The 22,700-nt window shown below is 61.5% G+C and carries 26 protein-coding genes; 15 read left to right on the top strand and 11 right to left on the bottom strand.

Features of this window, described 5'->3' with window-relative positions; all coding sequences use genetic code 11:
* Positions 1-8 precede the first annotated feature (8 nt).
* Positions 9-644 carry a ParB-like protein gene (locus WC026_RS01260; RefSeq protein WP_372708988.1) on the top strand — a complete coding sequence of 212 codons (636 nt, stop codon included), beginning with the start codon at positions 9-11 and terminating at the stop codon, positions 642-644.
* Between the two features lie 50 nt (positions 645-694).
* Here the strand turns inward: WC026_RS01260 and WC026_RS01265 are convergent, their stop codons facing one another.
* Both WC026_RS01265 and WC026_RS01270 read right to left on the bottom strand, forming a co-directional pair.
* The gene (locus WC026_RS01265) at positions 695-2,407 is read right to left on the bottom strand and encodes an NADPH-dependent assimilatory sulfite reductase hemoprotein subunit (RefSeq protein WP_372708989.1); all 1,713 of its coding nucleotides are present in this window, start codon (positions 2,405-2,407) and stop codon (positions 695-697) included.
* 61 nt (positions 2,408-2,468) lie between these two features.
* On the bottom strand, positions 2,469-4,256 hold the full coding sequence (locus WC026_RS01270; protein WP_372708990.1) for a sulfite reductase flavoprotein subunit alpha: 1,788 nt from the start codon (positions 4,254-4,256) through the stop codon (positions 2,469-2,471).
* Between the two features lie 671 nt (positions 4,257-4,927).
* Here WC026_RS01270 and pqqA point away from each other — a divergent pair.
* The 6 genes from pqqA to WC026_RS01300 all read left to right on the top strand — a co-directional run bounded on the left by pqqA (position 4,928) and on the right by WC026_RS01300 (position 8,885).
* A complete protein-coding gene (gene pqqA, locus WC026_RS01275; RefSeq protein WP_041921595.1) occupies positions 4,928-5,017 on the top strand; it encodes a pyrroloquinoline quinone precursor peptide PqqA in 90 nt (29 codons plus the stop codon).
* A 143-nt stretch (positions 5,018-5,160) separates the two neighbouring features.
* Positions 5,161-6,093, top strand: a complete 933-nt coding sequence (gene pqqB / locus WC026_RS01280; RefSeq protein WP_372709082.1) for a pyrroloquinoline quinone biosynthesis protein PqqB — start codon at positions 5,161-5,163, stop codon at positions 6,091-6,093.
* Positions 6,090-6,866: a pyrroloquinoline-quinone synthase PqqC gene (gene pqqC / locus WC026_RS01285; protein ID WP_372708991.1), complete on the top strand. Its 777-nt coding sequence runs from the start codon at positions 6,090-6,092 to the stop codon at positions 6,864-6,866. The genes pqqB and pqqC overlap by 4 nt, the downstream gene beginning before the upstream one ends.
* Positions 6,867-6,879: 13 nt before the next feature.
* Positions 6,880-7,182: a pyrroloquinoline quinone biosynthesis peptide chaperone PqqD gene (pqqD, locus tag WC026_RS01290; protein ID WP_372708992.1), complete on the top strand. Its 303-nt coding sequence runs from the start codon at positions 6,880-6,882 to the stop codon at positions 7,180-7,182.
* 30 nt (positions 7,183-7,212) lie between these two features.
* On the top strand, positions 7,213-8,373 hold the full coding sequence (pqqE, locus tag WC026_RS01295; RefSeq protein ID WP_372708993.1) for a pyrroloquinoline quinone biosynthesis protein PqqE: 1,161 nt from the start codon (positions 7,213-7,215) through the stop codon (positions 8,371-8,373).
* Positions 8,374-8,528: 155 nt separating this feature from the next.
* The gene (locus WC026_RS01300) at positions 8,529-8,885 is read left to right on the top strand and encodes a cytochrome c family protein (RefSeq protein ID WP_372708994.1); all 357 of its coding nucleotides are present in this window, start codon (positions 8,529-8,531) and stop codon (positions 8,883-8,885) included.
* A 125-nt stretch (positions 8,886-9,010) separates the two neighbouring features.
* Here the strand turns inward: WC026_RS01300 and folK are convergent, their stop codons facing one another.
* The gene (folK, locus tag WC026_RS01305) at positions 9,011-9,565 is read right to left on the bottom strand and encodes a 2-amino-4-hydroxy-6-hydroxymethyldihydropteridine diphosphokinase (protein WP_372708995.1); all 555 of its coding nucleotides are present in this window, start codon (positions 9,563-9,565) and stop codon (positions 9,011-9,013) included.
* A gap of 12 nt (positions 9,566-9,577) precedes the next feature.
* Positions 9,578-9,955, bottom strand: a complete 378-nt coding sequence (locus WC026_RS01310; protein ID WP_372708996.1) for a 4a-hydroxytetrahydrobiopterin dehydratase — start codon at positions 9,953-9,955, stop codon at positions 9,578-9,580.
* 116 nt (positions 9,956-10,071) lie between these two features.
* Here WC026_RS01310 and WC026_RS01315 point away from each other — a divergent pair, with 116 nt between their 5' ends.
* The 7 genes from WC026_RS01315 to fae all read left to right on the top strand — a co-directional run bounded on the left by WC026_RS01315 (position 10,072) and on the right by fae (position 16,692).
* Positions 10,072-11,040: a beta-ribofuranosylaminobenzene 5'-phosphate synthase family protein gene (locus WC026_RS01315; RefSeq protein WP_372708997.1), complete on the top strand. Its 969-nt coding sequence runs from the start codon at positions 10,072-10,074 to the stop codon at positions 11,038-11,040.
* Positions 11,041-11,068: 28 nt separating this feature from the next.
* Complete coding sequence (locus tag WC026_RS01320; protein WP_372708998.1) at positions 11,069-11,971, top strand: NAD(P)-dependent methylenetetrahydromethanopterin dehydrogenase; 903 nt, start codon at positions 11,069-11,071, stop codon at positions 11,969-11,971.
* A gap of 4 nt (positions 11,972-11,975) precedes the next feature.
* Entirely contained in the window at positions 11,976-13,106 is a 1,131-nt protein-coding gene (locus WC026_RS01325; RefSeq protein WP_372708999.1) for an ATP-grasp domain-containing protein, read from the top strand.
* Positions 13,107-13,128: 22 nt separating this feature from the next.
* Positions 13,129-14,094, top strand: a complete 966-nt coding sequence (mch, locus tag WC026_RS01330; protein ID WP_372709000.1) for a methenyltetrahydromethanopterin cyclohydrolase — start codon at positions 13,129-13,131, stop codon at positions 14,092-14,094.
* A complete protein-coding gene (locus WC026_RS01335; RefSeq protein ID WP_372709001.1) occupies positions 14,078-15,091 on the top strand; it encodes a RimK family alpha-L-glutamate ligase in 1,014 nt (337 codons plus the stop codon). The genes mch and WC026_RS01335 overlap by 17 nt, the downstream gene beginning before the upstream one ends.
* Entirely contained in the window at positions 15,088-15,948 is an 861-nt protein-coding gene (locus WC026_RS01340; RefSeq protein ID WP_372709002.1) for a triphosphoribosyl-dephospho-CoA synthase, read from the top strand. Before WC026_RS01335 ends, WC026_RS01340 begins: the two co-directional genes overlap by 4 nt.
* Positions 15,949-16,179: 231 nt before the next feature.
* Positions 16,180-16,692 (top strand): formaldehyde-activating enzyme, encoded by a 513-nt coding sequence (fae, locus tag WC026_RS01345; protein ID WP_372709003.1) that lies wholly within the window; start codon positions 16,180-16,182, stop codon positions 16,690-16,692.
* A 180-nt stretch (positions 16,693-16,872) separates the two neighbouring features.
* Here the strand turns inward: fae and WC026_RS01350 are convergent, their stop codons facing one another.
* Entirely contained in the window at positions 16,873-17,580 is a 708-nt protein-coding gene (locus WC026_RS01350) for a HisA/HisF-related TIM barrel protein (RefSeq protein WP_372709004.1), read from the bottom strand.
* 58 nt (positions 17,581-17,638) lie between these two features.
* On the opposite strand from WC026_RS01350, the gene WC026_RS01355 reads away from it, so the two are divergent.
* A complete protein-coding gene (locus tag WC026_RS01355; RefSeq protein ID WP_372709005.1) occupies positions 17,639-18,652 on the top strand; it encodes a hydantoinase/oxoprolinase family protein in 1,014 nt (337 codons plus the stop codon).
* A gap of 59 nt (positions 18,653-18,711) precedes the next feature.
* On the opposite strand, the gene WC026_RS01360 is transcribed toward WC026_RS01355, so the two are convergent.
* The 6 genes from WC026_RS01360 to WC026_RS01385 form a co-directional block, all read right to left on the bottom strand.
* Positions 18,712-18,993, bottom strand: coding sequence for a PepSY domain-containing protein (locus tag WC026_RS01360; RefSeq protein WP_372709006.1), 282 nt, complete (start codon positions 18,991-18,993; stop codon positions 18,712-18,714).
* Between the two features lie 127 nt (positions 18,994-19,120).
* A complete protein-coding gene (locus tag WC026_RS01365) occupies positions 19,121-20,302 on the bottom strand; it encodes an SAM-dependent methyltransferase (RefSeq protein ID WP_372709007.1) in 1,182 nt (393 codons plus the stop codon).
* Positions 20,299-20,886, bottom strand: a complete 588-nt coding sequence (locus WC026_RS01370) for a DUF447 domain-containing protein (RefSeq protein WP_372709008.1) — start codon at positions 20,884-20,886, stop codon at positions 20,299-20,301. Before WC026_RS01370 ends, WC026_RS01365 begins: the two co-directional genes overlap by 4 nt.
* Positions 20,886-21,500 (bottom strand): uridylate kinase, encoded by a 615-nt coding sequence (locus WC026_RS01375; protein ID WP_372709009.1) that lies wholly within the window; start codon positions 21,498-21,500, stop codon positions 20,886-20,888. Before WC026_RS01375 ends, WC026_RS01370 begins: the two co-directional genes overlap by 1 nt.
* On the bottom strand, positions 21,493-21,954 hold the full coding sequence (locus WC026_RS01380) for a dihydroneopterin aldolase (protein WP_372709010.1): 462 nt from the start codon (positions 21,952-21,954) through the stop codon (positions 21,493-21,495). The genes WC026_RS01375 and WC026_RS01380 overlap by 8 nt, the downstream gene beginning before the upstream one ends.
* Entirely contained in the window at positions 21,951-22,688 is a 738-nt protein-coding gene (locus tag WC026_RS01385; protein WP_372709011.1) for a (5-formylfuran-3-yl)methyl phosphate synthase, read from the bottom strand. Before WC026_RS01385 ends, WC026_RS01380 begins: the two co-directional genes overlap by 4 nt.
* Positions 22,689-22,700: the final 12 nt, after the last annotated feature.

Below are 22,700 nucleotides of genomic sequence, written 5' to 3' on the forward strand. Positions count from 1 at the left end.
TGGTCATCATGGCTGAGCCTCACGCAACTGCCCCCTCGCCGACCCTGCACACGGTTTCGATCTCCGACCTTCGCCCGACGCAAATGACCGTCGGCATGCGCGAGGTCGAGGAGAAGCGCAAAGCGTGGCGCGGCCTCGACATCAAGAAATCAGCAGGCTTTCTTGGCCGTCACATGATCCCCGTCGTGCGCGGCCCGAAGGACAGGCTTTACGTCGTCGACCATCATCATCTGTCGCGCGCCCTGCACGACGAAGGCGTCGACGAGGTGCTGACGTCGACGCTGGCCGACCTGCGCACACTCGACAAGGATGAGTTCTGGCGCTTTCTCGACAATCGCGGCTGGATGCATCCCTTCGACGCCGACGGTGTTCGCCAGCCGCGCACGGAACTGCCCAAGACTGTCGCCGACCTCGAAGACGATCCCTATCGCAGCCTCGCGGGCGAATTGCGTTTCGCAGGCGGCTACGCCAAGGACGCAACCCCCTTCAGCGAATTCCTCTGGGCCGACGCGCTACGCCGCCGTGTCGAGACGAAAACCGCGAAGAATGATCCCGAAACCGCGCTCGAGCAGGCGCTCGCCTTCGCCAAGAGCAGCACCGCCTCATACCTTCCAGGCTGGTGCGGCCCGCATCAGCGATCGTAGCGAAACGGCGGAGGCCCGGACGATCGCGCCTCCGCGAATGATGTGCAGGCTCACGCGAGCTTCACGTCGTCATGGAACTGGTTGCTGACGAGCGTCGGTTTCACGTAACCGGCACGGATCGTGAAATCTCCGAAATGCTCGCCCTTCTCGCGGTCTTTCGCGAAGTGCTGCAAGATGGGCTCGAGCAGCGCCAGCGCTTTTCCTTCGTCGACATCTTGCGCATAGAGCTTGTTCATCCGCGCTCCGTCGAACGCCGCGCCGAGATAGAGATTATAGAGACCGGGCGACCGGCCGACGAACCCGATCTCGCCGAGATACGGACGCCCGCAGCCGTTCGGGCAGCCGGTCATGCGCACGACGATTTCTTCGTCTGTAAGACCCGCCTTGTCGAGAAGGCTTTCGAATTTCGTCAGGAAGTGCGGCAGGTAGCGCTCGCTTTCGGCAAGCGCCAGGGCGCACGTCGGCAACGCCACGCACGCGATGCTGTTTCGCCGCGCGCCGGATAGGGACTTCGGCGCCACTCCATGCTCGGCCAAAACCTTCTCGACCTTGGCCTTGTTGCGCGCGCCGATGTTCGCGAGGATGAGGTTCTGGTTGGCCGTCATCACGAAATCGCAGACGTCGAGATCAGCGATCGCCCGCATCGCGCTTCTCAGCCGATGCCCTGGCACGTCCTTGATCCGTCCGCTTTCGACGTAAAGCGTCAGGTGCCACTTCTTGTCTTCACCCTGGACCCAGCCGATATGATCGCCGTTGCGCGTGAACGTATAGGGCCGCGCGGGCGCAAGATCGTAGCCGAGCCGCTTGTTGATCTCGGCCTTGAACTTCTCGAGCCCGTGATCCTCGATCGTGTACTTGAGGCGGGCGCGCGCACGGTTCGAGCGATTGCCCCAATCGCGCTGGATCTTGAGGATCACTTCCCCGACCTCGATCGCTCTATCATGGCTGCAATAGCCGAGCACGTCTCCGAGACGAGGAAACGTCTCCGGCACGCCATGCGTCATACCCATGCCGCCGCCAGCCGTCACGTTCCAGCCGACGATCTCGCCGTTCTCGACGATGGCGATGAAACCGCAATCGTGCGCGAAGACATCGACGTCGTTGTCCGGCGGCACGGCGAACACGAATTTGAATTTGCGCGGCAGATACGTCTGACCGTAAATCGTTTCCTTCTCCGGCTTCGTCGTCTCCTTGCCGGGAATGCGCTCGCCGTTGAGCCAGATATCGCTGTACGCTTCCGTCTTCGGCAGGAAATGGAGACTCGTGCGCTTAGCGAGTTCATATGCCTCGCGATGCACCTTCGAGAGATACGGATTGGCGATCGACATGACGCCGCGCGTCACGTCTCCGCAAGCCGCGATCGAGTCAAGTCCGGACGCATAGATCGCCTGCATCGCGCGCTTGAGATTCGACTTGATGATGCCGTGAAACTGGAACGTCGCGCGCGTCGTGATGCGCAGTGAGTTATTCCCGTAAGTCACCGCGATGTCGTCGAGCTGGCGCCACTGCGAGGCCGTCACCAGTCCGCCCGCGATGCGCAAGCGCACCATGAAACTGTAGGCTTTGTCGAGCTTCTTTTTTCCACGCTCGCCGCGAACGTCACGGTCGTCCTGCATGTAGGAGCCGTGGAATTTGATGAGCTGCGTATCGTCATCCGCGATCGCGCCCGATTCAACGTGAACCAGTCCTTCACTGATCGTGCCGCGAAGAAAGTGGCTGGCTTCCTTGATATCTTCCGTTTTCGATGGCTTGCCGTCTGTCATTGTGATCTCCGCGGAGCGAAATTTGCCGCGCACAGTCCTCTGCTGCAGTGTGATTTCGATCTCAATAAACGTCGCGCTGATAACGCCCGGCCTTGGTCAGCTCCTTGAGCCTGGCGCGGCCGGCGTCTTCATCGCCCTTTGCGGCTTCGGCAAGGATTTTGACGAGCGTCTGATCGACGTCCTTCGCCATGCCCTTCTCGTCGCCACAGACATAGAGATGCGCGCCGTCCGCTAGCCAGCCGGCGACCTCGGCCCGGCGTTCCCACAAACGATGCTGAACGTAGATCTTCTCCGGCTGGTCGCGCGAGAACGCGACATCGATCCGCGTCAGGTCGCCGGAGGAGAGATAGTCCTGCCACTCGAGCTGATAGAGAAAATCGTTCGTGAAGTTGCGTTCGCCGAAGAACAGCCAGCTCTTGCCCTTGGCGCCTGTCGCGACCCGTTCCTCGATGAACCCGCGATAAGGGGCGACGCCCGTTCCCGCACCGATCATGATGATCGGCGTATGCCCGTCTGGCGGCAGACGATAGTGCCGGTTTGGCTTGACGTAGATCCTGGCCGTCGATCCGGCCTTGCGACGCTCGCCGAGAAAAGTCGACGACACGCCTTTGCGCACCTTGCCGTGCGATTGCCAACGCACCGCGCCGACAAGAAGGTGAGCTTCGCCCGGATGCGCCTTGAGGCTCGAGGCAACCGAATACAACCGCCCGGGCAATGGACGAAGCAGACCGACAAGTTGGTCCGCCGTCAGCTTTTCCGGATATGTCTCGAAAAGGTCGACGAGCTGCCGGTCGGCTGAGAACTTCGGATACGCCTCGCCCTCGAGCAGCGCCTTGACGTCGCTGCGCCCGGTGAGCTTGGCGTAATTCTCGACCGCCCCGCGCGACAGTGTCGTCACGTCGTAGGACTTCTGCAGCTTGAGCAGCAGCGCCGCATCCGACGACAACCCAACCGCCTTCAGAACCTCATCGACAAGAACGGGATCGTTCTCAGGAACGAGCCCAATCGCATCGCCCGGCTGATAGCTGAAGGCCGGATCTTCGAAGGCGAACTCCGCATGCCACGTTTCGCGCGACGACCCAGTGCCGTTCAGATTGACTAGGCCCGCGATCTCGGCTTCCAACGGATTTTCAGCTGTGTAGCGCGGTTCGTCGTCGTCGCCGGCCGGCGCCACCGCACCGCCGAAATCGACATGCACGACAGTGCCGCCCGCCGGGGCATCAGGCGGAGCCAGCTTCGTGAGGGATTTTTCGGTCCACTCGACGGCCTGCTTGGCATAATCTAAATCGAGGTCGGCCCGGTCCGCGACGCGAACCCCGCCCAATTCCTCGAGCCGCGCATCGATCGCCTTGCCGGTGGCGCAGAACTGCGTATAGGCGCTATCGCCGAGCGCCAGCACCGCGAAGCGGACGCCGTCGATCCGAGGCGCGGCATCACTCATCAGTGCCTGATAAAAGTCGACGGCCCGGCTCGGAGGATCGCCCTCGCCCCAGGTTGCCGCATAAACGACGAGATTTTTCGCCTTCGGTAGCGACGACAGGTCGGCGTCCGCCATGTCGAAGACCTTGCCGTCGAGGCCATGTTTCTGCGCTGCTTTCTTCGCCTTAGCGGCAAGAGCCTCGGTATTGCCGCTCTCGCTGGCGTAAAGGATCGTCAGCGGCTGCCGCGGCTTCGCGGCCGGAATGCCAGGCTGCCCCGTCCCGCTGCCCTGCGCTGCTTCAAAACCCGCAAAAAACCCGGACAGCCACGCGCGCTGCTGAGGAGTTGTCTTGGCAACAACTTTATTCAGCGTATCGATGTCTTCCGGCGCAAACGGTGCGTTGTGCGGAAGCAGTGGAATGGCAGTCACCGCAGGTTCTCCTCGTCAGACTTGGCGGATGCCGGACGGCGCTGCAGCGCACATTCGAGCAACCGGAAAATAACCATGGCCAGCAAGACTTTCCGTGGCTTACAGGCTGGATATAAAAAAAACAGTCCATTGCAATGGAATCGCGAGAAGCCCGAAGCTCACAGTCACCGGGAAGCTTCCGCGCATCCGTTTAAGCGTATTCTACGTCTCATTGGAAGATTTTTCTACACCTATGCGGCATTCAACCCCGAATATAAGAATAATATTCTAACATACCAGTCATATTTCTAGCGATGTATATGGCTTCTAAGTGGCCCGGGATTTGCCGGCTGACCTGGAAATCAAGTTGCCCTCGTGCCACCGGCATACGAGGTCGGCATACGCGATAGCTTGCAAGTGGTCGCCGCGATCCGACTTGCGACGACAAAAATCCGAGGCGGTGGAACACCCGACGACATTGCGTTGCGACAGCACTCACACGCAGACGTGATAGACATTGATTTGAAAAGTTCTAGCGCAGGGTGATCTTTGCTAAGCAACCCGGAGCGATCTTGACTTTGGTCGATCGATCCGCAGATTGGGCACGCACAAGAAACGTGCCTGCACCAATCGGGTGGGCCCTCGGCGGGGCTTGCAGGACTGGAAGCAGTTACCGCTTTGGAGGAACCACTATGAAAATCTGGACGAAGCCCGCTGTGCGCGAGCAGGAAGTTGGTCTCGAAGTGACGAGCTACCTTCCGGCCGAAATCGACCTCATCTGAGGATCGGTTTCTTCGGTCTCACAACACTGGTGAGATAACGGCGCGGCGGTCGGTGGGGCTCATCGGCCGCCGTAATCTTATCCTTGCAAACTTCGATGCGCAGCCGCTTCGGCGAGACGGCGAGCGCAACTGCACCGGTATCCATGATCATCAAAGTGCTAGGGTCCGCCGCTGGGGGTGGATTCCCGCAATGGAATTGCAATGGCGCGCAGTCGGCCAAGGTTCGGTCCGGCGCGGCCGGATATAAGGCGCGGCTGCAATCGTCCCTTGCCGTCTCGAGCGACGGTAAGAGCTGGGCGTTGCTCAATGCCTCCCCCGACATTCGCCAACAGATCAATGAAACGCCCGAGCTGCACCCCGACGCAGCAGGCGCGAAACGCAATTCGCCGATCAAGGCCGTCGTCGTCACCAACGCCGACGTCGATCACATTGTTGGATTGATCGGCCTTCGCGAAGGCCAGCCGTTTTCGATCTACGGCTCAGACCTCGTGCTCGCGACGCTGAAGGCGAATTCCGTCTTTAATGTCTGCAATCCTGAGATCGTCCCGCGCATCGAATTGCCGTTCGACGAACCGACCGAGCTTCACGGCGCCGGCCTCGATCTCGGCCTGACGGTCGAAGCCTTTCCGGTCTCCGGCAAGATCGCGCTCTTCCTGGAAAAAGGCGGCGCGGACGCAAACTACGGCAGCCGCGACGGCGACACCATCGGCCTCAAGGTGACGGATCGAAAAACCGGCAAGGCATTCTTCTACATTCCAGGATGCGCCGAAGTTGATGCGCCTTTGGCTGATCGCATCCGCGATGCCGAACTCGTCTTCTTCGACGGCACGCTCTACGTCGACGACGAAATGATCGTTCAAGGATTGTTGAACAAGACCGGCAAGCGCATGGGCCATATTTCCGTGTCCGGTCACGAAGGCTCTATCGCAGCTTTGAGCCATCTCAAAGTTCAGCGAAAAATTTACGTTCACATCAACAACTCAAACCCGATCCTGGATGAAAATTCGGAAGCTCGAAAAGCTGTCGAAACGGCCGGGTGGGAAGTTGGTTTCGATGGAATGGAGGTCCGCTTATGAATCCGGTCAGCGTTGGAAAGAGAGCATCAGAGCTTCGCGGCGACGAGTCGCCGATGTCGGTTGCCGAATTTGAAGCGGCCATTCGCGCCGTCGGACCGGAGCGCTATCATGATCTCCATCCCTTCCATCACATGCTTCACGGCGGCAAGCTGAACAAGGGACAGGTGCAGGCCTGGGCGCTCAACCGCTTTTGCTACCAGTCCGCCGTTCCGCGCAAGGACGCCGCGCTGGTGAGCCGGGTTTACGACCGCGAGCTGCGCCGCGAATGGACGCATCGCATTCTCGATCATGATGGTCTTCTCCCCGATGAAGAAGGCGGCATCGAACGCTGGCTCGTGCTGACCGACGGACTCGGCCTCGATCGCGAGTACGTCATCTCGCGCCGCGGCGCGCTTCCCGCGACCGTCTTCGCCGTCGAAGCCTACGTCACGTTCGTGCGCGAGCAGCCGCTGACGATCGCCGTCGCTTCCTCGCTGACTGAGCTTTTCGCGCCGAAGATTCACAAAGAACGCATCTCCGGCATGCTCGAGAATTACAGCTTCATCGACGACACGGTGATGACCTATTTCAAGCGCCGCCTGACGCAGGCCCCGCGCGACGCCGATTTTGCATTGAACTACATCCTGAAGAACGCCCGCACGCGCGACGAGCAGCAAGCCTGCATCGACGCCGTGCGTTTCAAATGCAATGTTCTCTGGGTACAGCTCGACGCGCTTTACCACGCTTACGTCGACGGACACATTCCTCCGGGAGCCTTCCGCCCGGAAAGTTAATCGAGGCTTAGGTATGAACGCAGAAGCACCGCGCAAGCGCGTGATGGTTGTCCCGGAGTCCAAGCCGGGACTGCCACCGCACATCAAGCTGCGCCACGATGCCGGGCGCGGTCGATGGCACGTGCTTGCTCCCGAACGCGTGTTCGAACCCGACCCCATCGCTATCGAGATTTTGAAGCGCTGTGATGGCGCAACGACGGTCGAGGAAATCGCCAGCGAGCTCGCAAAAGAGTACAATGCACCGCTGCAAGAGATCCTCGCCGACACCATATCCATGTTGCAGGAACTCTCGGATAAGGGCGTCGTCAAAGCCTAAGGAAATCTGGGAAAGAACGGAGCCGATGTCATGAACGAAATCGCACCGTTGGAGCAGTTTTCAGCGGCCCCCGTGGCCGAGGTTTGCGCACGCGCTCCGGTCGGCTTGCTCGCGGAGCTGACGCATCGCTGCCCGCTCCAGTGCCCTTATTGCTCGAACCCGCTGGAGCTTGACCGCGTCAATACCGAATTGACGACGGCCGAGTGGCAGGACGTCATGCGCCAGGCCGCTGAGCTTGGCATTCTGCAGATCCATCTCTCGGGCGGCGAGCCCACGCTTCGCAAGGATCTCGAGGATATCGTCGACGTCGCGGCGAAGGCTGGTCTCTACACCAACCTCATCACGGCCGGCGTGACGCTGACCGAGGACCGCCTGAAGAAGCTGCAAGACCTCGGCCTCGACCACGTCCAGCTTTCGATCCAGGATGTCGATGACGCCAACGCCGAGCGCATGTCGGCCTATAAAGGCGGCCTCGCGAAAAAGCGCGAAGTCGGCAAGTGGGTGCGCAAGCTCGGAATGCCGCTCACCATCAATGCACCGATCCATCGCCACAATATCGAGAACCTGCCGAACATCATCGACTTTGCGGTCGAGATGGGCGCCGGTCGCATCGAGGTCGCGAACATCCAGTATTATGCCTGGGCCTTGAAGAACCGGGCGAGCCTGATGCCGACGCGCGCGCAAGTCATCAAGAGCGCCGAGATCGTCGAGGAAGCCAAGGAACGCCTGAAGGGCATCATGGTCTTCGATTTCGTCGTGCCCGACTACTACGCGAAAACGCCGAAGCCGTGCATGGGCGGCTGGGGTCGCGGCGTCATGAACGTCACCCCGCAAGGCAAGGTGCTGCCTTGCCATGCCTCTGAAGGGATCCCCGGGCTCATCTTCGATAACGTCAGGACTCGGCGCCTCGCCGATATCTGGCTCAACGGACAAGCATTTGAGAAATATCGTGGCACGAGCTGGATGAAGGAGCCCTGCCGCAGCTGCCCGCGCGCCGAAATCGACTTCGGCGGTTGCCGCTGCCAGGCCATGGCCTTCACCGGAGACGCCGCCAATACAGACCCGGCTTGCAAATTTTCCCCTCACCATGCCGCGTTCGTGGCGGTGGCCGAGCAGGAGAGCGCGGAAGCAACCCCGCCGCAGTTCGTTTATCGGCGCATGGGTCCTTCGAAATCGACGCCGGAGAAATAGTGATCAGGAGCGCCGCTCACGGCAGTTAACTTCGCTCAGTGCGTCATTCTGTTCGTCTGGCGTTCAGAAAAAAAATGCCATTCTTCGCGCACTAAGTTATGAGTTGCAGCGTTTAGATGACGTTGCTTAAAGGCGAAACGGGAAGGAACCTCAAAATGCGCAAGTGGATTTTGGCGGCCGCCATGATCACCGCAGTGCCGGTCGCAGCCGTAGCTGCAGACGCGGACGCGGGCAAAACGGTTTTTAACAAGTGCAAAGCCTGCCACCAGGTCGACAAGAACGCCGTCGGTCCCCACCTCGGCGGGATCGTCGGTCGGAAGGCTGGCTCGCTCGAAGACTACAAATATTCGGATGCCCTCAAGAAGTCGGGCATCACCTGGGATGAAGCCGCTCTCGATAAGTGGCTGCAGGGTCCTGCCAAGGACGTTCCGGGCACGAAGATGATCTTCGCCGGCATCAAGGAGCACGAGGATCGCGAAAACCTCATCGCGTATCTGAAGACTCTGAAGTAGGCTTCGGTGGACTGATCGACGCAAGCGCCGCAGAGGAGTTTCTCCGCGGCGCTTTTTTATGTCCTCGCACGTACAAAATGTCCGCGCCTCGAACCGCCCTGCCTAGCTTCGACGGCAACGCGACGTCACGGCTCACCGAGCGGCCGCACGTCGCTGGCGTCAAGCCTCGAGAGCATCTCGTCGATCGACGCTCCGCCGATCCTCACATCCGGCGCGACATCCCTCAGCGGCACAAGCACAAACGCTCTCTCGGCGATCCGTGGATGCGGCACGATGAGATCCGGCTCGTCGATTTTTTGATCGTGATACGTCAGGATATCGACGTCGATGTTGCGCGGTCCCCAGCGCTGCGTGCGAATGCGCGCCATGCCGTTTTCCACCGCCTGACATCGGCCCAGCAGACCGCGCGCCGTGACGTCGGTCTTGATCGCGATGCAGGCATTGACGAACCAGTCCTGGTCCGTCACCCCCCACGGCGCGGTGCGATAGAAACGCGAGCGCGCGACGACTTTGACGACGCCATCCGCAGTCAGCCGTTCGATGGCTTCCTCGATGTTGCGAACTCTGTCGCCCATGTTCGAGCCGAGCCCCAGTGTTGCATCGAGTGTTGCATCGGGTGTTGCATCGAGCGGCAAACCGCGCTGGCGTTCAACCGTCGGACGTGGCTCAGATTGCGACATGCAGCCCGCCGCTCAATCATACTTGATATATGCGAACCGTTGATCGCTATGCGGCGTACCTTCGAGGCCCTTGCCCTCTTTGCCCGGCTGCCAGTGCACCACGTCCTCGATCTTCTTCGCCAGTTCGAGATCCTTCGCCGTGATGCCTTTGGCCGAATGCGTCATCAAACGCACTTCCACCCAGGCATAGGAAGCCGTGATATCAGGATGATGCCAAGCCGCTTCGGCAAGGTGTCCGACGGTGTTGACGACCATCAGCGTTCCCTTCCAGCTTGCCGTCTTGTAGGTGCGGCGGATCCAGCCGTCCTCGAGCTTCCAGGCCGGTAGATTGGCCTGCAACCAAGCCTTAACATCGACTTCAGACATCGCTTTTTCACGTTCCGCACTCATCTTGCCCTTATTCTCCTTTTGTCGGACAACTCGACCCGGAGCCTAGCGCTCCTTCCCCCGCCAACGCAAACCCGATGCAGCTGCTTGGAAACCACCAAGGAAAGGAATTCCGCTTCGTGAGTCTCTCATCCGCGTCTTCGGCAACGATCCGCGTCAGGGCTCCGGCTCGGCTGCATCTTGGCTTCCTCGACTTGAACGGCACCATCGGCCGGCGTTTCGGCAGCATCGGTCTCGCCGTCGATCAGCCGGAAACCGATCTCACGCTAAGGCGTTCGGCTCAGCACGAAGCGCATGGACTGGAAAGAGCGCGCGCCTTGGCGCTTGTCAAAAAATTCGCAGGTAATGAGAAGGGCAGCGGCTTCGCGGTCGATGTCCGCAAAGCCATCCCCGCCCATGCCGGCCTCGGCTCCGGTACGCAACTCGCGCTTTCAATCGGCGCCGCGATCGCGCGCATGCAGGGACGAACGCTGTCGCCGGAAGATATTGCGCCCCTCGGCGAACGCGGCGCGAGATCCGGCATCGGCCTCTCGGCGTTTGCGTCAGGCGGCTTCATCGTCGATGGCGGCAAGGGCTCCGATGACAAGCCTCCGCCCTTGACCGTTCGCTGCGACTTCCCCGACGCTTGGCGCATCATGCTGATCTTTGAAAAGGACAGCGCCGGCGTTTCAGGCGAAGCCGAGACGACGGCTTTCGCCGACCTGCCGGAATTCCCGCAAAGCGCCGCCGCGCACATCTGTCACCTCGTATTGATGAAACTTATTCCGGGATTGAAAGAGACTGACCTTTCTGCGTTCGGCTCGGCACTGACGGAAATTCAACAGATCGCCGGGGGCTACTTCGCCAGCAAGCAAGGCGGCAGCGTCTGGACGAGCCCCGCCGTCGGACGGCTGGCGCACCGCATGCGCGACCTCGGCGCGCAAGGCATCGGACAGAGCTCCTGGGGGCCGACCGGGTTCGCTTTCGTGGACACCCCGGATGCTGCACAACGCCTCTATGATTCTTTAGTCGAAGAGGCTAAAGGCGACGGTCTCAGTATTCTCGTTGCGCGAGGCCGCAATACCGGCGCCAGCGTCGAAATCATTTAAAGCCAAAGAAACGGAGCTTGATAAGTCTATGAGCGAGGCAACCCCAATTCTGCACATGCTGGCGCCGCAGAAGCACATGAGCCCCTTCGACGTGAACATGGCTGCCGACGCTGGCTACAAGGTCATCGTGCCGTACATCAATGTCGAGCTGAACGAGGTTACCGGGCTCATCCAGGACGCCATCTTCTCGCGCCCCCCGAATTACGGCGTGCGCACCGGATTCTTCATGGGCGGTAAGGATGCGCTCCTGGCTCTCGACATGATTGAAGCCGCGAAGAAGGCAATGGTGCCGCCGTTCGAATGCTCCGTTTTCGCGGACCCGGCCGGATCGTTCACCACGGCAGCCGCGATGGTCGCCTGCGTCGAGAAGGTTCTGAAAGATAAGTTCAACACGGGATGGAAGGGCGTGAAAGTCGCGGTCTTCGGCGCAACCGGTGTCGTCGGTTTCGCGTCCTCGATCATCTCCGCTCTCGAAGGTGCCGACGTGCGTCTCGTCGCCCATCGCGGCGTTGACCGCGTCATCAAGAGCGCCAAAATTTCGAAGGAGCGCTTCGGCGTCGATCTCGAAGCCGTCGCCGGTGAAACACCCGAGCAGAAAGCCGACATCATCGCCAACGCCGACGTCATCTTCGCGGCTGCGGCTGCGGGCGTGCAGGTCGTCTCGGGAGAGCACAAGAAGCTCGCGAAGCATCTGAAGGTGATCGCCGACGTCAACGCCGTGCCGCCCGCGGGCGTCGAGGGCATGGAACTGTTCATGAACGGCGACAAGCTGCCGGGCTGCGATGCGCTCGGCGTCGGCCCGCTCGCGATCGGCGACATCAAGTACAAATGCGAATCCGGTCTCTTCAAGCAGATGCTGGCGTCCGACAAGCCGCTGGCGCTCGATTTCCGCCATGCCTACGCGAAAGCGAAAGAACTCGTCGGCATTTAAGAATGTGGCTGGCGAAGCGGTCCTGATCGCTGCGTTCTCCGGGCGGGCTCTCGCGCAGTCCGCCCGTCGAGCAGGCTACGTGCCGCTCGTCGCCGACGCGTTCGGCGATCTCGATACCCGCGACTCCGCCGCCGCCGTTCACGTCATTGACGGCGCGATGGCGGCGGGTTTTCGAACCAGACCGCTGATCCATGCGCTTGATGCGCTAGCGCAATCCATCAGCATACCGCCCATCGGTCTCGTTCTCGGATCAGGCTTCGAGGACAAACCGCGCCTCATCGCGGCGCTCGGCCATCGCTACCGGCTGATCGGCAACGAAGCCGCGACGTACAAAGCCTGCAAAGACCCGGCGGTCTTCTTCGCCAGGCTCGACGAACTTGGCATCGCGCATCCCACGACGCAGCCTTGTCCTCCCGACACGACCAAAGGCTGGCTGACGAAACGCGTGGGCGGCAGCGGCGGCCGTCACATCCGCAGTTGCGACGCGGCGGCAGGCGAACGCCGCCGTCGCTATTTCCAGAAGCAGATTTCGGGCGATCGTCTCTCGGTCGGCGGCGTGTTCGGTACGGAACACGCGCACCTCGCGCTGTCGCGCCAGTGGATCGCGCCCTCGCCCGATCAGGCGTTCCGGTTCGGCGGCGCGGTATCGATGCCGGACGTTGCTCCAGACCTTCGCAGCAAGCTCGAAAGCGCGGCGCGCGACGTCGCGTCTGCGTTCGGCATCGTCGGCATGGCGTCATTCGATTTCATCATATCCGGCGGCACACCGCACCTGCTGGAAGTCAATCCGCGGCCCGGCGCATCCCTCGATGTGCTCGACGATGAACAAGGCGCGCTGTTTCGCGCCCATATCGCGGCATGTCTCGGCATCTCCCAAGCTGACGATCCGCCGCTCACGCCCAAAACGGCTCGCGCCATGGCCATCCTGCACGCCGACCGAGGTTCGTTAACACTCGGATCGACACCATGGCCCGCCTGGAGCGCCGATCGCGGCCAGCCCGGAACATACATCCCCAAAGGAGCCCCGATCGCCAGCGTTTTCGCCGAGGCCGCAAGCGCGGATGCGGCAGAAGCCCTCGCCCGGACGCGCTTGGCTGAGCTTGAAGACCTGATATACGAACACACCCAATCCTGACGCCGACTGGAGCTTCCAAGCAATGACGTATGCCAAACAACCGAGCGTGTCCGCGCGTGCCGCCAAGCTCGTTGACGCGATGGTCGCTGACGCCGACGCGCTCCGCATTTCCGTTTCAACGGGCAGCCACGGCGAACGCATCATCGATCTGGGCGCCAACGTCGTCGGCGGACTCGAAGCCGGACGCCGTCTCGGCGAAGTCTGCATGGGCGGCCTCGGCACCGTCGCCTTCACGCAATCCTCAGGATTGACGAACTGGCCGCTCGGCGTTGTCGTCAGCTCCAATCACCCGGTCATCGCCTGCCTCGGCAGCCAGTACGCGGGCTGGACGATCACGGATGAAGCATCGGGCTTCTTCGCCCTCGGCTCGGGTCCGGCGCGCGCCCTGTCGCGTGTCGAGGAGCTTTACAAAGAGCTCGGCTACGTCGACAGCAATCCGCAGACGGCCCTCGTGATCGAAGGCGACAAGGCGCCGCCCGCCGCGGCAATCGAGCATATCTCGAAGCATTGCGGTATCGATCCGAAAGGCTTGTCGATCCTTTACGCGACGACGTGGAGCCTCGCAGGCACCGTGCAGATCGCCGCGCGCGTTCTGGAGGTCGCAATTCATAAGGCACACGCTCTGCATTTCCCGCTCGAGAACATTCTCGACGGCACCGGCACGACGCCGATCGCCCCGCCCTTCCCGGATTTCGTCAAGGCGATGGGCCGCACCAACGATGCCATCATCTACGGCGGCCGCATTCATCTCTTTGTCAAAGGCCCGGACACCGACGCCAAGCGGCTGGCCGACAACCTGCCGTCGAATACGTGCAGCGCCTATGGCAAGCCATTCGCCGAGATTTTCGCCGACGTCAAAGGCGACTTCTACAAGATCGATCCGATGCTGTTCTCGCCGGCCCAGGTCATCGTATCGAATGTCGAAACCGGCAACTCTTTCCACGCAGGCAAGCTGGCGCCGGAGATCGTCGATGCGAGCTTCCGTTGAGGCTGAGGCTGACATGCGTCTTCCAGCCGGCTCCGCAGAGCGGAGTGGGAAGGCGCAAACAGAGACTTTGCATCTCGCACTGCTGATCGAAGAGGGACGCGGCGAGTGGCATGCGCGCCGCATCGTCCGTTCGCTCGAAGCCATGGGCGCGCGCGTCACGGTTTCGTCGTTGCCTCATTGCGCGTTCGATACCTCGCTCGCCTCCGGCATCGATATCCCAGGCTTCGGCGGCGCGCTCCCGGACGGCGTTTTCGTCCGCTCGATTTCCGCCGGCACACTCGAGCAGATTACGTTTCGCTTGGGGCTCCTGCACGCGCTGCGCGAAAGCGGCGTCCGCGTCTGGAACGATGCGCGCGCCATCGAACGCTGCGTCGACAAATCCCAGACGACATTTCTGCTGCATAAAAACGGAGTCGCGACGCCACGCACGCGCGTTTGCGAGACGCTTCCGCACGCACTCGAATATACCGAAGGTCTCGTTCGCCCGCTGGTCATGAAACCGTTGTTCGGCAGCCAGGGGAAAGGCATCGGCATGATCGCGTCGCAAAGCGAGCTGCCGTCGCCCGAGTCTGTTGACCAGATGTACTACATGCAGGATTACATCGCGCCGAAGGACGGCATCTTCGAAGACTGGCGCGTTCTCGCCAGCCGCCATCGCATCATCGCGGCGATGACGCGACGTGGAACGAACTGGGTGACGAACATCCATCAAGGCGGCAAGGCGCGCGCCCATCTCCCCGACGAGGAAATGGCGGCGATCTCTATGTCTGCCATGCGCGCCGTCGACGCCGATTACGCCGGTATCGATTTGATCCGCACGCCCGCCGGCCAGTTGCAGGTTCTCGAAGTCAATTCCAACCCCGCCTGGCGCGGCTTGCAAAGCGTCGCTGACGTCAACATCGCCTGGGCGATCGCGGAAGACTTTCTGAAAACCGTCATCGCGCATCGGGCATCTCTCGGACTTGCCGCACCGATGACGCTCGCCGCCGCGTCATGACGGCGGCTCTGACTCCGAAAAAAATCTCAGCTGTGTTCCTCGCCGCTTGCCGCGCCGAACTCGACGCGCTGAAGCCGGGCAATGTTCATCGCCACTCGGCCGGGCATGGAATGGACGTCGCGCATTTCGAGCGCGCCGGTGAAGCCGCCGCCGGACCGATCGCCGATCCGTCTCTGAGCGTTGGAAAACGCATTCTCAGCGCGACCGACGCCAGCGTCGCCGCGACCGGCCTCAACACCAACCTCGGCATCGTGCTTCTTTGCGCGCCGCTCGCCAAGGCCGCAGGCGAAACGACGTTTGCAATTGGCCTGCGCCGCCGCCTCGACATGATCCTCGCCGCGCTCGATGAGCAGGACGCATCCGACACGTTCGCGGCAATCCGCATTGCCAATCCCGCCGGCCTCGGCCACGTCGACGAAGGCGATGTCCGCGATAACCCCGAGCACTTGACGTTAATCAAGGCGATGTACCTGGCGGCGGAACGCGATCGCATCGCCAAAGCCTACGTCACCGCGTATTCCGATATCTTCGATTTCGCGCTGCCCGTTTTGCAGGATGCCCGCAGACTTGCGAGCGATTTCAATCTTGCAGTTACGACGCTGCATATGTCGTTGCTGGCGGAATTTCCTGACACGCATATCTCTCGCAAATACGGAGACGCAGCGGCCGCCGAGGTGCGGCAAGACGCGCGCGCATTGAAAGCGCAATGGTCACCTGTTGCGACTGCGAAATCGATTTCGGCTTTAATAGAATTCGACGCAAAAATGAAATCAAAGGGCCTCAATCCGGGCACGACCGCAGATTTCGTCGTCGCCACGCTCTTCGTCGCAGGGCTAATCGACCGGAAACCAGCGTGAACCTGCCAAAGTCCTACTAAAGGACTTGTCTCGGTCGATAACCTGAGGCTAATACAGGCCCGTGTCCGCAAAGGATCGCGGATCTGTCCAACACGGCTGGCGCTGGTACTCATGACACCTGGGCACCGACGTTCTTGGATATTCATCGCCCGAGCAGTTCAGCGAAGTCCCGGCTTCTGACGGGGGAGAGTTGGTGCTCGTATCGTTTTATTCGTGGGAGGAACCCCCCTTATGGCCAAAATCAACAAAGTCATGGTTGGCGAGTCGCTCGTCGGCGACGGCAATGAAGTTGCTCACATCGACCTCATCATCGGGCCGCGCGGCTCGGCAGCCGAAACGGCTTTCTGCAACGCGCTGACCAACAACAAGGACGGCTTCACGACGCTTCTCGCCGTCATCGCGCCGAACCTGGCCTGCAAGCCGAACACGATCCTTTACAACAAGGTCACCATCAAGGACGCCCGCCAGGCCGTTCAGATGTTCGGACCGGCTCAGTACGGCGTTGCAAAGGCCGTTCAGGACTCGGTTGCCGAAGGCGTGATCCCGGCCGCTGAAGCCGACGATCTCTACATCTGCGTTGGCGTGTTCATCCACTGGGAAGCCGCAGACGACGCGAAGATCCAGGACTACAACTACCGCGCCGTGAAGGAGTCGATCGCACGCGCCGTCGCCGGCAAGCCGACTGCTGCCGAAGCGACCGCTCAGCGCAACTCTGCGACGCACCCCTTCGCTGCTAAGACTTGAAGCGGAAACCGTCCTCAGCAGGTCGAAAACAATAATAATTCTGCCCCTCCCATGAAGGGGGGTCTGCTGCAGCGATTGGGTAGACTGCTCTCGGGCCGTTACAGCGGTTAAGATAAGAACCGGAGCCGCACAGTACCGCGGTTTCCAGGTTCGCTGGAGCGGCTGCCAACCGTCAAAATTCTACCGGCCGGCGATCTCCTTGAGGTCGCCGGCCGAAATTTTTTGAGCATGCAGAATGGATGCGACGAGCGCGCCGGCGGCGCCCGCTTTCCCGATGCGATCGAGATCGGCGCGGTCCCGAATGCCGCCCGCCGCATAGACCCGCCGCCCGCCTGCTCGCGCCGCGATCGTTTCAAGAAGTCCGATGTTGGGTCCGCCCTCGCTCGCAATGCGATCGAGCGTCATCACGATCACACGTGTCGGCCACAGCGCAGCATTGGCCAGGAGCGCTTCCGGCCCCATGAACTCTTCGCCGCGAAAATCGAGCGACAGCACCGTGCGCGCCGGCGCCTCAGCCGAAATCTCATGCCACGCCTGCACGCTTTCCAGGCTTTCCGAGCCGACGACGAGCGTCGCGACCGGCGCCGCGAGAACAGCCCGCGCCGCACTTCGCGACCCCGTACCGGCATCGATCCAAAGCTCAGTGTGCGGCATAGCCTGGCTCAACTCCGGAACGAGATGCGTGTTCCGCCCTCGCCCCTCGATACCGTCGAGATCGGCGACATAGGCCCTGCGGAATGGATAAAGCGATCGCAGGCCGCGCGCGACGTCGCTCGGTTCCGGCGTTGCCGCCAACGGCGTTTCAATGGGCAGATATGCCGCGCGCTTCCCCTGGATGGCGCGCACGACCTTTCCGCGCGACACGTCGATAACCGGAATGATGTCCACAGCTTGCCTCCTCGCCGATTGAGTGTATCACGAGGTCTAATGGCGAGGTGAAGACGATATGACGATTGTCGCCGGTTATGATGTCGGTGGCGCACATTTGAAAGTTGCGCGCATCGAGAATGGCGGTCTCTCCGCAGTCCGGCAGATCGCATGCCCGCTATGGCAAGGACTCGATCATCTCGATGCCGCGCTCGCGAGCGTTGAACCGATCGTCGGCGGCGCGGCAACCCATGCCATCACGATGACAGCCGAGCTGACGGAAATTTTCGCCAGTCGTGAAGAGGGTGTCATCGCGCTGCTTGAGCGACTGCGGCAACGCATCTCCGGCGATCTCAGGATATTTGTCGGCCTCAAAGGATTCGCCGATGTGCAGGCGGCGCGCGGCGATCCGTTATCGGTCGCCTCCGCGAACTTTCTCGCGACCGCCCGCCTCGTCGCCCATCGGCAGCCGCAAGCATTGCTGATCGATTTCGGATCGACGACGACCGACATCGTCGCATGCGACCGGCCACAGGGCTTGAGCGATGCCGAACGCCTGCAGACAGGCGAGCTTGTCTACACCGGCCTGACGCGAACGCCGGTGCCGTCAGTCGCAACGCGTGCGCCGCTCGCAGGCCAATGGCAGGGACTGGCACGCGACACCTTCGCGACAATGGCGGACGTGCGGCGCATTCTCGGCGAGCTTGCCGATGACGTCGATCTTCACGCGACCGCCGACGATCGCGGCAAATCTCTACCGGAAAGTCTTGCACGCTTCGCACGCGGCTTCGGACGCGACGCCGACATGCGCCACCTGTCGACGTGGCGCGCCTCCGCCGCCTATGTCGCCGAGCGCCAGCTGCGTTCTATTCATGATGGCGTACTGCAGGTTCTCTCGCGCCCGGGCCTCGCGGCAAAATCTGTCATCGCCGCCGGCATCGGCGCGCCGGTCGTGACGCAGATCGCATCGCGCCTGAATTTGCCCGTCACCGATTTCGGAACTCTCATCGCTGCGCCGGACGACCTTGGCAACTGGGCGACGCGCTGCGCACCCGCCGTCTCCGTCGCGTTGCTGCAAGCGACGACATCCTGAAACAAAAACGGCCGCGGCAATCGATGCCACGGCCGCTCGAAGTCATCACGTCAGAGCGATTAGTCCCGCTCGCGCTCCAGCCGCACGATGTCGAACGTGCCGGCTTCGAGCTTCAGATCGTACTGATGGCCGTTCTCGCGGCGTGCATCTTCGATCTTCCAATAGCCGTGATCCCATTTGACGTAACGCCAGGAAACGAATCCCATGCGGTGCAGGCGTTCGGTGACGACACCCGGATCGTCCCGCACCACGTCGTGGCCCGCAAGAACCGGGGTGGACATCGCGACCGCCACGGCGGCGACTGCGAATGCCCGGCGCGCAAAGCGAGAGACTTCATTCATCGAACTCTACCTTCTTTTGGAAATTCTGGTCGGGAGGGGCATGCTGACAACCGTTGCAGTGCAGCATGGTTCCCGAGTCATGACGCCAAGAACGGCACGAGACAATATCCCATCGGTACACTCGCGATCATTCGACACCCTTAAGTTGCGCCACCAAGTGATGAGTCTCAAAGCCAGTCGCCCGTTTCAACTCCTGATACTGGCGCATTGCGCGATCGCGATTGACGCTCCCCGATTTGGTCGCCGCGATGAGAATATTTTTTGCTGTGTGCTCGGTTGAGACAAATTCGATCACCTTAACTTTGTATCCCGACGCTTCGAGCAGCAGCGCTCGGGCTGCATCCGTGACGAGATCGGCTTGGCGCTGTTTCAGCAGCGGATATTTGGTGATGCCGGCTAGGCCCGCGTTCGCACCGCTGATTTGCGGCGCGAGTTCGTGCTGACAGCAGGGCGCCGCGAGGATCATTTTCGCATTCGCTCCGATGCCGAGCGCCATCGCATCGTCGGTTGCCGTATCGCAGGCATGCAGCGCGATGACGACGTCGGCGGCGGCGCGCTTCTCCCCGGCTTCGGCCGCATCGAAAGAAAGACCTGAGAACGCCAATGTGCGCGCAAGATCGTTGCACAGTTTCACGAGATCGCCGCGCACCTCGATGCCGGTCATCCGGCAATCCAGTCCGAGCGTGGTGGTCATGTGATCGTAAAGCGCAAACGTCAGATAGCCTTTCCCCGATCCGATATCGAGGATCGACAGCCGCCCCTTGGCGTCGCTTCGATCGCTTTCCTTCAACAACCCGTCGAAGATTTCGATGAACCGGCAGATCTGGCGATACTTGCCCTGCATCGTCGGCTTGACGCACCCGTCCGCGTCCGAAACCTGCAACGCCTTGAGATAAGGCCGGTCCGGCGGTACGAGATACGATTTGGCGCGATCGTGTGCGGCGGGTGCCGACGCGTTCAATGTCGGCTTGCCCGACGTCAGATGCGGCTCGCGCTTTCTACTGTACGTCAGCGTCACGTCACGGTCCGCGGCAAACAGCGTCGCGCTGAGATACGTCTCGCCAATCTCCGACTTGATGTAATTGATGCCGTCGTTGATCGAAAACGTCTTGGTGTCGTCCTTGCGCGCGAAGCTTGTGACGAGCTTCAGATGCGGAATATCCTTCAAGGCGACCAGCGTCGCGACGGCCTTTCCCGGATCGCCCTCGCCCCGGAATTTGCCGAGCGTCAACTTGATGAATGTCTTGCCTTCGAGCGCTGCGGCAAGCGCCGCGATGAACTCGGATTTCTGGGTGTCCTTGCGCGTCATGGGGCGTCGTCGGATTTATCGAAACGGGCCTGCCGCCAGGCGTTGATTTTTTCCATCAGCCATTCCCAGGCTTCTTCTTCGCGCGGACCGGCAGTCTTCGCGATCGCGATATCGAGATACTTCAATTCGTTTTCGACTTTCTCCGGCGGCAGCATGTTGAGACGCGTCGTCAGCACCGCCAATTCGAGCACGGCGGCTTGCGCGCGGTTGAACCCTTCCCAAATCTTGTGCGTCTCGCTGTGCACGATAGCGCACGCGAAACGCGGCCGCTGTTCGTGTTCGATAATGCGCTCGACTTTCATCTCCCAGTGCGACACGCAATCGGCAAGGCGATGACCCTTGATCGTCGTCGTCGCTTCGAGCGGCCAGAGCTTGCGACCCGTGACGCCACCAGCAAAAACGCGCACATCGTCCGTATGGCTTGCGACCGCGAACGGATGCGCGCGCAAATTCTCGAGTGTACGCGACGGCTTGAATGGCGCGATGATCCAGTGCGGCCCATCCTCGATCAGCCCGAGCGGCGCGATGTAGGGGTCGCCCGCAGCATCGACGGTGGTGATGATCGTTTCGACGATGCGCGGCATCAGCGCTCTCCTTCGCCATCGAGGATCGTGCGCAACCGCGCGTCATCCAAGGGCCCTAAAATGGACCATGAAAGAGCGCCGCGCGCAACGATCGACGGAAAGATCGGATCGACAACGCCACGGCGGGCCAAGTCATCGAGCTCGGCGCCGGGCTCGACATCGATGGATTTGAGAAGCACGAGGGGCGCGCCGAGAAGTTCCGCGAGCCGCGCCGCCAGACTATCCGACGTCGCCGACCAGCCGGCGGGAACGGCAGCATCACCAGAGATCGTGCGCAGCGGCGCCCAGACCGGCACCTTGCCGTCACTCAGCACATCGGAAATCTCGGCAAGAGATTGTGCAACCACGAAACGTTCGTTCTGCGTAACGATCAACTCGCCCATCTGATGCATCGCCAGCATCGCCAGACGATGCGCCAGCGCCTCGTCGAATTTCATCGTCGGCTGAAGCGCACGGATACTGTCGGCGAACGGACCGCCGCCCGGAACGACGACGACCGGCACGCGCGCCGCCGCGATCAGCGCAAGAACCGACGGCATGCGGCCCGTTTCCGCGAGGCTGCCGCCGACCTTGACGACGAGCGGAGAAACGCTCCCCGCCGGTTTCTCAACCACGGCCGAACTCGCGCGCCGCTTCCCGCGTCGCGGGGCGGATGATCTCGACGCCGCGCAGCGGACCGCGCTCCAGCTTTTCAAGCATCACGCGCACCGCGATGATGCGCGCATCCGAAAGAACGTTTTCGGCAATGCGCTCGGCGAATGTCTCAACGAGATTGATATGCCCGCCACGCGCAAGCGCCACGATAAAGTCGATGATGTCGGCATAGGACGGTACGTCCGCCATGTTGTCGTCGACAGTGAAGACGTCGCGCGCTAGGCGCGCCTCGACGGTAAAGCGCACGCGCTGCGTGACGCCCTGCTCCTCCGCATAAACGCCGACATTGCAATCGACAATGAAGTCACGCACAAAAATGCTGTCGCCGATCTGGCGGGATTTGGCGGCGGCTCGTCTGAGCTTGGCGGATTTATCGTCGCGAACGGCCTTCGCGGTCTTTTTCTTTTCCGTCATGCTACCGATTTCTCCCGTGCCGTCTCGATGGTTTGTACACGGTCGATTTCGCGTCGGATAGCGGCGACTCGTGCCGGATCAATTTTGCTCGCGCGGCCCGTCTCGCAAAGCGCACCGCGAAAACCCAGCACATCCGGAGCAAGGCTCGCGAGCGTCGCGATGTCGTCCCTCTTGAGCGACCCGGCAAGGCCCGACATCAATCCCGATTTCCGCGCCGTCAGCACGAACTGCGCAAGTCCGCCGACCGGCATCACCGTGGTCAAACGCCCGGCCGACTTGTTCGCGGTGTCGAGCATCACACCCGCGAAACCGTTCGCCGCGAGATACGCGATAAGATCAAAGTCGGGAGCTTGATCGGCCATCAGCACGGCGACAAGACGGGCGCGCGCGAGCGTCATCCGGCCGAGCGCCGCAATCGCGGGGCGCGCGTCGTCATCGCCGAAAAACCCGATCTTGACGATGTCGACGCCGGTCGCGGCCATCGCGGAAACGGCTTCGACGAGAACGCCGGGCTCCGGCGCCAGATCGCCGACGGTCGCGCTCACTGGAAGCCGGCCGGCGACTTCGACGGCGACGTCGCGGACAACGGCGAACGACAGCGCCCCCAGCGCGCCCGCCGACGGGTCCTTGCAATCAATCAGGTCCGCGCCGCCCGCGAGCGCCAAGCTCGCTTCCTCGGCGCTCGTCACGCTTGCCAGAAAGGCAGGACGCCGCCGTATCAAAGCATCAATCATTCAATCGTCCGA

Origin of the sequence: Hyphomicrobium sp. (assembly GCF_041674905.1) — a bacterium.
Classification (GTDB): domain Bacteria; phylum Pseudomonadota; class Alphaproteobacteria; order Rhizobiales; family Hyphomicrobiaceae; genus Hyphomicrobium_B.